The organism is Terrabacter sp. 01T434, from assembly GCF_056398545.1.
Map to the genome: position 1 here is coordinate 338,163 of NZ_JBFTPP010000004.1, position 13,270 is coordinate 351,432.

General features: G+C 71.0%; 12 protein-coding genes. 10 read left to right on the top strand and 2 right to left on the bottom strand.

Annotated features, from left to right (window positions below):
• The first annotated feature begins 43 nt into the window (after positions 1-43).
• The 10 genes from pdxT to AC1DIW_RS11205 all read left to right on the top strand — a co-directional run bounded on the left by pdxT (position 44) and on the right by AC1DIW_RS11205 (position 10,676).
• Positions 44-748: a pyridoxal 5'-phosphate synthase glutaminase subunit PdxT gene (pdxT, locus tag AC1DIW_RS11160; RefSeq protein WP_478108179.1), complete on the top strand. Its 705-nt coding sequence runs from the start codon at positions 44-46 to the stop codon at positions 746-748.
• Entirely contained in the window at positions 745-1,506 is a 762-nt protein-coding gene (locus AC1DIW_RS11165; RefSeq protein WP_435985936.1) for a YebC/PmpR family DNA-binding transcriptional regulator, read from the top strand. The genes pdxT and AC1DIW_RS11165 overlap by 4 nt, the downstream gene beginning before the upstream one ends.
• A 142-nt stretch (positions 1,507-1,648) precedes the next feature.
• Positions 1,649-2,323, top strand: a complete 675-nt coding sequence (gene ruvC, locus AC1DIW_RS11170) for a crossover junction endodeoxyribonuclease RuvC (RefSeq protein ID WP_442280762.1) — start codon at positions 1,649-1,651, stop codon at positions 2,321-2,323.
• Positions 2,320-2,922: a Holliday junction branch migration protein RuvA gene (gene ruvA / locus AC1DIW_RS11175; RefSeq protein ID WP_478108180.1), complete on the top strand. Its 603-nt coding sequence runs from the start codon at positions 2,320-2,322 to the stop codon at positions 2,920-2,922. Before ruvC ends, ruvA begins: the two co-directional genes overlap by 4 nt.
• On the top strand, positions 2,919-4,064 hold the full coding sequence (gene ruvB / locus AC1DIW_RS11180; RefSeq protein ID WP_478108181.1) for a Holliday junction branch migration DNA helicase RuvB: 1,146 nt from the start codon (positions 2,919-2,921) through the stop codon (positions 4,062-4,064). The genes ruvA and ruvB overlap by 4 nt, the downstream gene beginning before the upstream one ends.
• A gap of 235 nt (positions 4,065-4,299) precedes the next feature.
• Positions 4,300-4,671: a preprotein translocase subunit YajC gene (gene yajC, locus AC1DIW_RS11185; protein WP_478108183.1), complete on the top strand. Its 372-nt coding sequence runs from the start codon at positions 4,300-4,302 to the stop codon at positions 4,669-4,671.
• 7 nt (positions 4,672-4,678) lie between these two features.
• Positions 4,679-6,604: a protein translocase subunit SecD gene (gene secD, locus AC1DIW_RS11190; protein ID WP_478108185.1), complete on the top strand. Its 1,926-nt coding sequence runs from the start codon at positions 4,679-4,681 to the stop codon at positions 6,602-6,604.
• On the top strand, positions 6,601-7,761 hold the full coding sequence (gene secF, locus AC1DIW_RS11195; protein ID WP_478108187.1) for a protein translocase subunit SecF: 1,161 nt from the start codon (positions 6,601-6,603) through the stop codon (positions 7,759-7,761). Before secD ends, secF begins: the two co-directional genes overlap by 4 nt.
• Before the next feature lie 76 nt (positions 7,762-7,837).
• Positions 7,838-8,362 (top strand): adenine phosphoribosyltransferase, encoded by a 525-nt coding sequence (locus tag AC1DIW_RS11200; protein ID WP_442280768.1) that lies wholly within the window; start codon positions 7,838-7,840, stop codon positions 8,360-8,362.
• Positions 8,363-8,390: 28 nt separating this feature from the next.
• A complete protein-coding gene (locus AC1DIW_RS11205; RefSeq protein WP_442280769.1) occupies positions 8,391-10,676 on the top strand; it encodes a RelA/SpoT family protein in 2,286 nt (761 codons plus the stop codon).
• A gap of 73 nt (positions 10,677-10,749) precedes the next feature.
• Here the strand turns inward: AC1DIW_RS11205 and AC1DIW_RS11210 are convergent, their stop codons facing one another.
• Together AC1DIW_RS11210 and AC1DIW_RS11215 are read right to left on the bottom strand one after the other, a co-directional pair.
• Positions 10,750-12,423 carry a DUF349 domain-containing protein gene (locus tag AC1DIW_RS11210; protein ID WP_478108190.1) on the bottom strand — a complete coding sequence of 558 codons (1,674 nt, stop codon included), beginning with the start codon at positions 12,421-12,423 and terminating at the stop codon, positions 10,750-10,752.
• On the bottom strand, positions 12,420-13,268 hold the full coding sequence (locus AC1DIW_RS11215) for a peptidylprolyl isomerase (protein ID WP_478108191.1): 849 nt from the start codon (positions 13,266-13,268) through the stop codon (positions 12,420-12,422). The genes AC1DIW_RS11210 and AC1DIW_RS11215 overlap by 4 nt, the downstream gene beginning before the upstream one ends.
• Between the last annotated feature and the right edge of the window lie 2 nt (positions 13,269-13,270).

Below are 13,270 nucleotides of genomic sequence, written 5' to 3' on the forward strand. Positions count from 1 at the left end.
ACCCGTGGCACGGCCGGCGGGACACGCGCTCTACGCTGACCCGGTGAGCATCACCAGCACGACCCCCAGAGCGACGACCGGCCCGGCCACGGCGCCGCGCATCGGCGTCCTCGCCGTCCAGGGCGACGTCCGCGAGCACCTGGCGGCACTCACCGCGCTCGGCGCCGAGGCCGTGCTGGTCCGGCGTCCGGCCGAGGTCGAGGGGATCGACGGTCTCGTGATCCCCGGGGGCGAGTCGACCGTGATGGACAAGCTCGTCCGGGCCTTCGACCTGCGGGAGCCCCTGCTGCGCCGGATCGCCGAGGGGATGCCTGTCTACGGCTCGTGTGCCGGCATGATCATGCTCGCCGACCGCATCGCCGATGCCCGGCCCGACCAGCAGACCCTCGGTGGCCTCGACATCACCGTGCGCCGCAACGCGTTCGGCCGCCAGGTCGACTCGTTCGAGCAGGACCTCGACTACGCCTGGAGCGACCCGTCCGACACCGGCACCGTCCATGCCGTCTTCATCCGCGCCCCCTGGGTGGAGGAGGCGGGACCAGCCGTCGACGTGCTCGCCCGCGTGAGCGAGGGCGCGGCCGCCGGTAAGATCGTCGCGGTCCGGCAGGGCAACCTGATGGCCACCTCCTTCCACCCGGAGGTGGGCGCAGACCGCCGGATCCACGCCGAGTTCGTCTCGATCGTCAGAGAGCACCGACTCCAGCAGTCGGGTGCACGCCAGTCACCGGAACGCGAGGACACTGCATGAGCGGCCACTCCAAATGGGCCACCACGAAGCACCAGAAGGCGGCCAAGGACGCCAAGCGCGGCAAGCTCTTCGCCAAGCTCATCAAGAACATCGAGGTCGCGGCCCGTCAGGGCGGGGCTGACCCCGCCGGCAACCCGACGCTCTACGACGCCATCCAGAAGGCGAAGAAGACCTCGGTGCCCAACGACAACATCGACCGCGCCGTCAAGCGCGCGTCGGGTGCCGAGGCCGGCGCGGCCGACTGGCAGACGATCATGTACGAGGGCTACGCCCCCAACGGTGTCGCCGTCCTCATCGAGTGCCTCACCGACAACCGCAACCGCGCCGCCGCCGAGGTGCGCACGGCGCTGACCCGCAACGGCGGCCAGCTCGCCGACCCGGGCTCGGTGTCCTACGTCTTCAACCGCAAGGGCGTCGTGACCGTCCTCAAGGACGCCGGCTCGGAGGACGACATCCTCGAGGTCGTGCTCGAGGCGGGCGCCGAGGAGGTCAACGACAACGGCGACACGTGGGAGATCATCTCCGAGGCCACCGACTTCGTCGCGGTCCGCAAGGCGATCCAGGACGCCGGCATCGACTACGAGTCGGCCGAGGCGTCGTTCGTGCCGAACCTGCAGGTCCCGCTCGACCTCGACGGGGCGAAGAAGATGATCCGGGTCATCGAGGCCCTCGAGGACAGCGACGACGTGCAGAACGTCTTCGCCAACGGCGACATCCCCGACGACGTCCTCGCCCAGCTCGACGACGACGAGGACTGAGCCCACATCAGCCGGCGCCAGCCGCAGCACGGGAGGCACGCCGGGACCGGCGTGCCTCCCGTGCTTTCGGGGGAGGGCGGTTAGCGTTGTCCCGAACACCTGTTCGGATCATCCGCCCCGCCCACAGACCTGGAGGTATGCCGTGCGCGTCCTCGCGGTCGACCCCGGGCTCACGCGGTGCGGTGTGGGCGTCGTCGACGGCGTGCCGGGCCGCAAGCTCGCCCTCGTCGACGTGGGCGTCATCCGCACCCCGTCGGGCGACCCCACGCCGCGACGTCTCGTCGCGGTGGAGGACGAGATGCGGCAGTGGTTCGCCCGGCACCGTCCCGAGGCCGTGGCCATCGAGCGCGTCTTCGCCGACACCAATGTCTCCACCGTCATGGGCACCGCCCAGGTGACGGGGATCGTCATGATCATCGCCGAGCGACTCGGCCTTCCGGTCACGCTGCACACGCCGACCGAGGTCAAGGCCGCTGTCAGCGGCAGCGGCCGGGCGGACAAGGCGCAGGTCACCACGATGGTGACCCGCCTCCTCGGTCTCGACACCCCGCCGAAGCCGGCCGACGCGGCCGACGCCCTCGCCCTCGCCATCTGCCACGTGTGGCGCGGCGGCACGCAGAACCGGCTCGAGGAGGCCCGGCTCGAGGTGCTCGCGCGCACCGGCAAGCGGGGGAGCGGCATCCCCCGCCGGGTCCCGCCGGGCGCCGCGCCTCCCGTGCAGCGGCTGCGGGCCGCGTCGACCCAGACCTCCAGGGCCGCCCGGCCCACCTCGCCCGACCGCACCCCACCACCGCACTCTGGAGCCCAGCCCCGATGATCGCCTCGCTCTCCGGCACCGTCCTCAAGGTCGGCCTCGACTCCGTCGTCGTCGGCGTCGGCGGCGTCGGCATGCTCGTGCACACGACGCCTGCGACCGCCACGTCCGTCCGACTGGGTCAGCCCACCGAGCTCGCCACGAGCCTCGTCGTGCGCGAGGACTCCCTGACGCTCTACGGCTTCGCCACCGACGACGAGAAGCACGTCTTCGAGACGGTCCAGACCGTGTCTGGCGTCGGTCCGCGTCTCGCCCTGGCCGTGCTCGCCGTGCACTCGCCGGATGCCGTCCGCGTGGCTCTCGGCACCGGTGACCTCGTCGCGCTGACCAAGGTGCCGGGCATCGGCAAGAAAGGCGCGGAGCGGATGGTCCTCGAGCTCAAGGACAAGCTCGGCGCGCTGCCCGGATCGGCCGGCCAGTCCGAGCCCGTCCACCTCGACGGCGGCGAGGCCTGGCGCGAACAGGTCCGTGAGGCCCTCGTCGGTCTCGGCTGGACCGCGCGGCAGGCCGACGACGCCCTCGACAAGGTCGCACCGTTGGCCGCCGAGGGTGCCGGCGTCTCGGCGCTGCTGCGCGCCGCCCTGCAGGAGCTGGGCCGATGAGCGTCGACCGCTCGGACGGCACGTGGGAGCTCGACACCGGCGCTGAGCCCGGGGTCTGGGACGACGGGTCGTTCGACGCGACCGCGCGCATCGTCGACGCCGTCGGCGACACCGACGAGCGCCAGGTCGAGGCGGCGCTGCGCCCCAAGCGCCTCGACGACTTCCCCGGGCAGACTCGGGTCCGCGACCAGCTGGGGCTCGTCCTCAAGGCCGCGAAGCGACGCGGCACCCCACCCGACCACGTCCTGCTCTCCGGGCCACCCGGGCTCGGCAAGACCACCCTCGCGATGATCGTCGCAGGCGAGCTCGAACAGCCCATCCGCATCACCTCGGGGCCGGCGATCCAGCACGCGGGCGACCTCGCGTCGGTGCTCTCCTCGCTCGCCGAGGGGGAGGTCCTCTTCCTCGACGAGATCCACCGGATGTCGCGCTCGGCAGAGGAGATGCTCTACCTCGCCATGGAGGACTTCCGTGTCGACGTCATCATCGGCAAGGGGCCGGGCGCCACGGCGATCCCACTCGAGCTCCCGCCGTTCACCGTGGTCGGCGCCACGACACGCGCCGGGCTCCTACCTGCACCGCTGCGCGACCGGTTCGGCTTCACCGGGCACCTGGACTACTACGCCGCCGCCGACCTCGTGACCATCCTGCACCGCTCGGCCCGTCTGCTCGGGCTCGACGCGGACGAGGACGGCATCCGCGAGATCGCGCTGCGCTCCCGTGGCACGCCACGCATCGCCAACCGCCTGCTGCGGCGCGTCCGCGACTGGGCGCAGGTGCACGGCGAGGATCGCGTCACGCATTCGGCGGCGCGCCAGGCGCTGGAGCTGTTCGACGTCGACGAGCGCGGCCTCGACCGCCTCGACCGCGCAGTCCTCGAGGCCCTCTGTCGGCGCTTCAACGGCGGCCCGGTCGGGCTCTCGACCCTGGCCGTCGCCGTGGGCGAAGAGCCCGACACCGTCGAGACGGTCGCCGAGCCCTACCTGGTCCGGGAGGGCTTCATGGTGCGGACCCCCCGCGGACGAGCCGCGTCGAGCCTTGCGTGGGAGCACCTCGGCCTCACCCCGCCCCGGGACTCGCAGGCGCTCTGGACCGCCACGCTGCCGATCGACGAGGCCGGAGGCGCGCGTTTCGAGGGCTGATCTCGCGCAATGACGGGACCCCTCCGAATGCGACCAAAACGTGACACTCGACGTCGCCGCACCGGCCCGATCCGGTCTGACAAACTGCACCGGCGCACGTAGACTCCTGCGGGCACCATCGCCGCTGCCGCGGCACCATCCGGTGCCCCCGGTCGTTGACGCGACATCCGACCCGACGCACGGGTCGTGACGCGCGCGTGCAACGCCGGACGATGACACGAAGGACTGAGCTGACATGAACAACAACGGGAGCTTCTCGTTGCTGATTTTCGCCCTGCCCCTGCTGCTGCTGGGCTGGTTGTTCTTCACCCAGAACAAGCGGATGAAGCAGATGCGCAACTTCAGCTCGTCCCTCGACCTCGGCGACCGGATCGTCACCTCCTCGGGCATCTACGGCGTCGTCACGCATCTCGACGACAGCACCGCGTGGCTCGAGATCGCCGAGGGCACCACCATCCGCGTGGACCGGCGCGCCATCGCGATGAAGCAGTCCGACACGGCGGCCACCGACGGCACTCCGGAGGCATCGGCCACCAACGCCCCGCCGGCCACGCCGGCCGACGACGCACCGGGTACGACCCCGGGCTCCCAGCAGAACGGTCAGTGAGGCTTTCGTGGCACGCAGCTCCACCAAGAAGTCGGCGAGACGGAGCCTCCTGGCGCTCGTCGTCGTCATCCTCGCCCTCGGCGGCCTCGCAGTCGGCCTGACGAAGTGGGGCGGCGGGTCCATGACCCCCCGCCTCGGCCTCGACCTCGAGGGCGGCACGGAGCTCGTGCTCCAGCCCCAGCTCACCGGCACCGAGACGATCAGCGAGGGCCAGGTCAACCGGGCCGTCGACATCATCCGCCAGCGCATCGACGCCAACGGGGTCTCCGAGGCCGAGATCACCACCCAGGGCGGCAAGAGCATCGTCGTCTCCATCCCCGGGCAGCCGACGGCCGAGCAGCTCGACGCGCTCAAGAAGCCGTCGCAGCTGCGCTTCCGGGCCGTCTACGTCCAGGCCCTCGACAGCAACGCCACCCAGGTCAAGCCGGGCGGCACGCCGAGCGGCACGGCGACGCCCACCGGCACCCCGTCGGGCACGGCGACCGGCGCAGCGACCGGGACGCCCAAGGCGAGCGGCACCGCGACCCCCTCGAGCCCCTCGGCGTCCCCGACCGCGCAGAACGGCGTCGTCCCCGACGCGCTGCGTGCGGCCACGACGCCGGCCACCCCGGCGCCTTCAGCCACGGCGACCGCCCCAGCGACGCCGGCACCGGCGGCCACGCAGACGGCTCCAGCCCCGACCCCGGCAGAGACCGAGGCTGCAGTCAAGACGCAGGCCAGCACGGGGCTCGTGGGCCTCGGCTGGGACAAGGCCAAGGCCGACGCGGCCGCTGCGAAGGTCGCCAAGGCATACACCGCGCTCAACTGCTCCACCCCCGGAGCGGTCGACAAGGTCCAGGACGACCCCACGCAGCCCATCGCCACGTGTGGCGAGGACCGCACCACGAAATACGTCCTCGGCCCGAGCGAGATCGACGGCAGCGAGATCGCCGACGCGACGAGCGGCTACCAGCCCGGCCCCAACGGCCAGCCGACCTCCATCGTCGAGGTCGCCCTGTCGTTCAAGGACGCCGGCAAGGCCAAGTTCGCCGCCGTCACCAAGCGGCTCTACGGCCTGCAGTCCCAGCCGCCCCTCGACCAGTTCGCGGTCGTGCTCGACAAGGCCGTCATCACGGCCCCCCAGGCGCGTGCCGTCATCACCGACGGGCGGGCCTCGATCACCGGCTCGTTCACCATCGACTCCGCCAAGCAGCTCGCCGAGCAGCTGAAGTTCGGTGCCCTGCCGATCTCCTTCGCCCTGCAGACGCAGGACAACATCACCCCCCAGCTCGGTGAGGAGCAGCTCCGCATCGGCCTGCTCGCCGGTTTCATCGGCCTGCTGCTCGTCGTCGTCTACTCGCTGTTCCAGTACCGCGCGCTCGGCCTCGTCACCGTCGCCTCGCTCGTCGTCGCCTCGGTCATCACCTACCTCGCGGTCACGATTCTCGGCACGACGCACGGCTTCCGCCTCACCATGGCCGGGGTCACCGGCCTCATCGTGGCCATCGGCGTCACGGCCGACAGCTTCATCGTCTACTTCGAACGCATCCGCGACGAGGTGCGAGACGGTCGCCCGCTTGTCGCCGCCGTCGAGACCGGCTGGAAGCGCGCGCGGCGCACGATCATCGCGGCGGACGGCGTGAACTTCATCGCGGCCGTCGTGCTCTACCTCCTGGCCTCGAGCAACGTCCGCGGCTTCGCCTTCACCCTCGGCCTGACCACCCTCATCGACCTGCTCGTCGTCATGCTCTTCACGCACCCGACGGTGCAGCTGCTGGCCCGCACGGAGTTCTTCGGCAACGGTCACAAGTGGTCGGGTCTCGACCCGCAGCGCCTCGGCGCCAAGGAGTCGGTCCGCTACCGCGGTCGCGGCCAGTTCGGGGCACCCGGCGCCCAGCGCCCGCCCGCCACCGTGGGCTCGGCCCGCATCGCCGAGGGGAAGGCCCAGGCATGATCAACTTCTCCCAGGTCGGGAACGACCTCTACACCGGCAAGCGCTCGGTCGACTTCATCAAGCGCCAGAAGACGTGGTACGCCCTCTCGGCCGTCCTCATCGCCTTCGCCCTCGTCGGCATCTTCGTCAAGGGCCTGAACTTCGGCATCGAGTTCAGCGGTGGCTCCGAGTTCCGCGTCCAGGGCGTCTCCAACAGCCAGGGCTACGAGGAGAAGGCGCAGTCCGCGATCTCCACCGCGGGCATCCCGGGCAACGTCATCTCGACGATCATCGGCCAGGACACCGTCCGCGTGCAGTCCGAGGCGGCGTCGGACCGCACCGACGAGGCCAGTGCGGCGCTCGCCCAGCAGTTCGGTGTCGACAAGAACGCGGTCAGTGCCTCGCTCATCGGGCCCAGCTGGGGACAGTCGGTCAGCCAGCAGGCGATCCGGGGCCTCGTCGTCTTCCTCGTCCTCGTGACGATCGTCATGGCGCTCTACTTCCGGACGTGGAAGATGGCTGTCTCGGGCCTCGTGGCGCTGTTGCACGACCTCGTCATCACCGTCGGTATCTATGCGCTCTTCGGGTTCGAGATCACCCCGTCGTCGATGATCGGCTTCCTGACGATCCTCGGCTACTCGCTCTACGACACCGTCGTCGTCTTCGACAAGGTCCGCGAGAACACCGCAGAGGCCTTCCGCACCAAGCGCATGACCTACTCCGCGGCAGCCAACCTCGCGGTCAACCAGACCCTGGTCCGCTCGATCAACACGACCGTCGTCGCGCTCCTGCCGATCGCCGCCGTGCTCTTCGTCGGCTTCACCCTGCTCGGGCCCGGCACGCTGCTCGACCTGTCGCTCGCGCTGTTCATCGGCATCGCCGTCGGCGCCTACTCGTCGATCTTCATCGCCACGCCGCTGCTCGTCGACCTGCGTCGCAACGAGCCCGCGGTCCGCGAGCTCGACGCGTACGTCGCGCGCCACGGCGCCAAGCAGGGCCCTGCGGCTCCCCACGGCGTCCCCGAACCGGCGGTCGTCGGCGCCGACTCCACCGGGGCGGCCGAGGCGGCTTCGGACTCGACGTCGGCCACGGGCGAGGGGATGCCGCGTCCGGTGCACAAGTACGCCCAGGCCGGGCCGCGCAACCAGCCCAAGCGCGCCCCGAAGTCGCGGCGCTGACGACGGGCCCGCGGCAGCGGTCCCATCGGAGCGGTCGGCCCTCGACCGCTCGTTCCAACCACCACCAGGAGATGGCGTGAGCCAGATCAGTGACCTCGTCGCGAGCAAGCTGCGTGACATCCCGGACTTCCCGAAGCCCGGGGTCCTCTTCAAGGACTTCACGCCGCTCATCGCGGACGGCCACGCCCTCGGCGAGCTCGTGCGCGACATCGCGGGCCGGTACGCCGGGCAGGTCGACGTCGTCGTCGGCATCGAGGCCCGCGGGTTCATCCTCGGTGCCGCGGTGGCCTACGAGCTGGGTCTGGGCATCGTGCCGGTCCGCAAGGCGGGCAAGCTCCCGGGGGAGACCCTCAAGGAGTCCTACGCCCTCGAGTACGGCACGGCCGAGATCGAGGTGCACACCGACGCCTTCGAGCCCGGACAGCGGGTCCTCGTCATCGACGACGTCCTCGCGACCGGGGGGACCGCCGAGGCCACCGCACTGCTCGTCGAGCGCGCAGGCGCACAGGTGGCCGCGATCGAGGTCGTCCTCGAGCTGGCCTTCCTCGAGGGCCGCAAGCGTCTCGCGGACCGGCCCGTCAGCGCGATCCTCACGCTGTGATCCCGGACGGACGGCCTAGACTCACTTCATGAGCGAGGACGTCCGCAACGAGCTGTCCACCCCGTCGCGGGTGCGCGCCCGTTTCGCTCGCTTCGGGGCCACCCGGCCGGCCGGCAACCCCGTCCTCGAGCCCCTCATGACCGCGGTCCGCCAGAACCACCCGAAGGCCGACCTGTCGGTCATCGAGAGGGCGTATGCCGTCGCCGAGCACGCGCACGAGGGGCAGATGCGCAAGAGCGGCGACGCGTACATCACGCACCCGCTCGCCGTGACGACGATCCTCGCCGAGCTCGGCATGACGCCCCCGACGCTCGCGGCGGCGCTGCTGCACGACACCGTCGAGGACACGGCATACAGCCTCGACGAGCTGCGGCGCGACTTCGGCGACGAGATCGCGATGCTCGTCGACGGCGTCACCAAGCTCGACAAGGTCACCTACGGCGAGGCCGCGCAGGCCGAGACCGTGCGCAAGATGGTCATCGCGATGGCGCGCGACATCCGGGTCCTCGTCATCAAGCTCGCCGACCGGCTGCACAACGCCCGCACGTGGCGCTACGTCAGCGCCGAGTCGGCCAAGCGCAAGGCCAACGAGACGCTCGAGATCTACGCGCCGCTCGCGCACCGCCTCGGCATGAACACCATCAAGTGGGAGCTCGAGGACCTCTCGTTCGCGACGCTCTACCCGAAGGTGTACGACGAGATCGTGCGCCTCGTCGCCGAGCGCGCCCCGGCCCGCGAGGAGTACCTCGCCGGCGTGCGAGCCCAGGTCACCGAGGACCTCACGGCCGCCAAGATCAAGGCCGTCGTGACGGGTCGGCCCAAGCACTACTACTCCGTCTACCAGAAGATGATCGTGCGGGGTCGCGACTTCGAGGAGATCTACGACCTCGTCGCCGTCCGGGTGCTCGTCGACACGGTGCGCGACTGCTACGCGGCGCTGGGCGCCCTCCACTCGCGGTGGAACCCGGTCCCGGGCCGGTTCAAGGACTACATCGCGATGCCGAAGTTCAACATGTACCAGTCGCTGCACACGACGGTCATCGGCCCGCAGGGCAAGCCGGTCGAGATCCAGATCCGCACGCACACGATGCACCGCCGGGCCGAGTACGGCGTCGCGGCGCACTGGAAGTACAAGGACCAGAACAACGGCGGCGGTCCCGCGCGTCCCGGCGAGATCACGCCGCAGAACGACATGGCGTGGCTGCGCCAGCTGCTCGACTGGCAGCGCGAGACCGAGGACCCGGGGGAGTTCCTCGACTCGCTGCGCTTCGAGATGGGCAGCAGCGAGGTCTACGTCTTCACGCCGAAGGGGTCGGTCGTCGCGCTCCCCGTGGGCGGCACGCCCGTCGACTTCGCCTATGCCGTCCACACCGAGGTCGGGCACCACTGCATCGGTGCGCGCGTCAACGGCCGCCTCGTCCCGCTCGAGTCGACGCTCGAGAACGGCGACGTCGTCGAGGTGCTGACGAGCAAGGCCGACGGTGCCGGGCCCTCGCGCGACTGGCTCCAGTTCGTCAAGAGCCCCCGCGCCCGCAACAAGATCAAGCAGTGGTTCTCCAAGGAGCGGCGCGAGGAGGCCATCGACGCCGGCAAGGACGCGATCGCCAAGGCCCTGCGCAAGCAGAACCTCCCGCTCCAGCGGCTGATGAGCCACGAGTCGATGACGGCGGTCGCGACCGACCTGCGCTACCAGGACATCGAGGCGCTGTACGCCGCCGTGGGCGAGGGACACGTGTCGGCGCAGCACGTCGTCGGCAAGGTCGTGGCGTCGATGGGTGGCGTCGAGGGCGCCACCGAGGACCTTGCGGAGGCCACCGTCCCCACGCGGGCAGCCAGCCGGCGCAAGCCGGGCGACCCCGGGGTCGTCGTCGTCGGGACCGCCGACGTGTGGGTCAAGCTCGCGAAGTGCTGCACCCCGGTGCCGGGGGACCCCATCATCGGGTTCGTGACCCGGGGCAACGGTGTCTCGGTGCACCGCGTCGACTGCACCAACGCCGACCAGCTGACGGCCAACCCCGAGCGGCTCATCGACGTCGAGTGGGCCCCCAGCTCGGCGAGCGTCTTCCTCGTCCAGCTGCAGGTCGAGGCGCTCGACCGCAACCGCCTGCTCAGCGACGTCACGCGCGTCCTGTCGGACCAGCACGTCAACATCCTGTCGGCCTCGGTGCAGACGTCGCGCGACCGGGTCGCCATCTCCCGGTTCACCTTCGAGATGGGCGATCCCGCCCACCTCGACCACGTCATCAAGGCGGTGCGCCGGATCGACGGCGTCTTCGACGTCTACCGCGTCAACGGCGGCAAGTCGACGATGTGACCGTGGCGCACGAGAGGGCCCGCCCGGCGAGTTCGCTTGCGGGGCGGGCCTTCTCGTGCGCGTGGTGCCTCGGTCAGCCGCCGAACTCGGCGACGCCGGCGCGGGCCTGGTCGAGCCAGACCTGACGGGCCTCGAGGGCCTCGCGGGCCTTCTTGACCTTGCTCGCGCTGCCGGACGCCTCGGCCTTCGCGAGGTCGTCCTGCAGGTCGGCGACGGCACGCTCGAGCTGGTCGACCATGGCCCGGGCGCGGGCCGCGACCTCGGGGTTGCTCGACTTCCAGCGGCGGTCGTCGGCGTCACGGACGGTCTGCTCGATGCGCCGCATGGCCTTCTCGACGCGCTCCATGTCGGACCGCGGGACCTTGCCGGCGGCGTCCCACTTGTCCTGGATGACGCGCAGCTGGGCCTTGGCCTTCTCGAGATCGGTGACGGGCAGGATCGCCTCGGCCTCGACGAGCAGGGCCTCCTTGACGGCGAGGTTGCCGCGGTACTGCTCCTCCTCGACCGCGACGACCTCGTCCTTGGCCGCGAAGAAGCTGTCCTGGGCGGCCTTGAAGCGGGCCCACAGCTTGTCGTCGTCGGACCGGCTGGCCCGGCCCGCGCGGCGCCACTCGTCCATGAGTCGCTTGAACGCACCCGCGGTGGCCGCCCAGTCGGTGCTCGTCGCGAGCTTCTCGGCGTCCGCGACGAGCTGCTCCTTGGCGCTCTTCGCGTCGGCGTGCTGCGCGTCGAGCCCGGCGAAGTGGCTGCGACGGGCCTTGTCGAAGCCGTTGCGGGCGGCGCTGAACCGCTGCCACAGGTTCGACTCCGTCTCGCGGTCGAGGCGCGTGGCCGAGCGCTGGTGGGCCTTCCACTCGTCGAGCAGCTCGCGCATCCGGGCGCCGCTGGTCTTCCACTGGATGCGGTTCTCCGGCTGACCCGCGATCTCCTCGGCCTCGGCGACGATCTTCTCGCGCTCGGCCGTGGCCGCGACCCGGGCCTCGGCCCGGTGCTGCTGCTCGACGTTGCGCTTGGCGGCCAGGCCGGACTGGATCTCGTCGAGCTTGGTGGCCAGGGCGTCGAGGTCGCCGACGACGGTCGCGTCCTTGACCTGCGCGGCCAGGGTCTTGAGTCCCTCGGCGACGTCCTTGGACGGCACCTCGGGCTGCGAGAGGCGCTGCTCGAGGAGCACGGCCGAGGCGAACAGCTCGTCGTACTTGCGGGCGAAGTAGGTCAGCGCCTGCTCGTCGGTCGCGCCGGGGTAGGAGCCGACCTCCTGCTCCTCGCCGTCCTTGGTGCGCACGAAGACGGTGCCGTTCTCGTCGACGCGACCGAACGCCGCGGACGCGGAGTGGTCGGTCGTGATCAGCGCCGGCGCCGCGGGCGTCACGGTGGGGTGCGGCACGGCCTTGGCGAGCGCCGCCGGCGTCGGGATCGACGACGGCTTGGGGATGCTCGCCGGCGAGGGAGCCGCAGAGGGGACCTCAGCCGACGGCACCTCGGTCGTCGTCTCCTCGGTCGCCGTCTCCTCGGCAGTGTCTGCTGCCTCCGTGCTGCTCACCGAGGCCAGGGCGTCCGCGGTCTCGTCGACGGCCGCCGGCGACTCCTCGGCCTCCGCAGCGACCGGCGCGGTGCCGGCCGGCTCGGCGGACTCCGGCTCGGTGGCGGGGGCCGGCGCCTCGGCCTCCGGGGACGTGCCAGCCGGGATGCCGGGATCCGTCCCGGCGTCGGTGGTCTCGTCGGGCTCGGGCTGCTGGATGTCGGTCATGCCTTCTTCTCCGTCACGCTGACGCTGAGGATGCTGATCGGGGAGACGGGGGTTCCGTCCGTCGGGCTGGGTGGCAGGGCCTTGTTGGCGGCAATCTTGTCAACGATGTCGAGGCCCTTGGTCACCTTTCCGAAGATCGTGTAGCCACCACCGTCGGTGGGCAACTGGGTTTCCTTGTAGGTGATGAAGAACTGGCCGCCGTTGCTGTTCGGGTCCTGCGTGCGGGCCATGGCGAGCACGCCGGTGGGGTACTTCCCGTCCTTGGGGGCGTTCTCGATGCCGAAGGTGTAGCCGGGGCCGCCCTGGCCGCTGCCGGTGGGGTCACCGCACTGGAGGACGTAGATACCCTCCGTGGTGACGCGGTGGCACGGGCTCGGGGCCCAGTAGCCGGTCTTGGCGAGGTTGATGAACGACGCGACGGTCTGCGGTGCCTTGGTGCCGTCGAGCTCGAAGGTGAGGTCGCCGCACGTCGTCTTCACGGTCGCGACGAAGGTCTTGCCGGCAGCCGTGGCCTTGGCCGGGACCTCCTTCTGCTGCTTCGGGGCCGTCTGGTTCGCCGGGGGCGCCGTGCAGCCGGCTGCGAGCTTCTGCCCGGCCGCGAGTCCGCCGGTCGGCGTGCCGGTCGCGGTGCTGGCGGGCGTCGTCGAGGCGGCTGCGGGCGTCGCCGCGTCGGAGCTGCCGACGAGCTTGGGGACGACGATGGCGGCTGCGACGATGAGGATGACCGCGAGGATCACACCGAAGACCTGCTTGTCGCGCGTCGAGTCGCCCACCGGCGGCTGGGCGCTCTTCTGCTGTTCCTCGTGGCGGCGGCGCGCACGTGCGCGTTCCTGCTCTTTGGTCACGA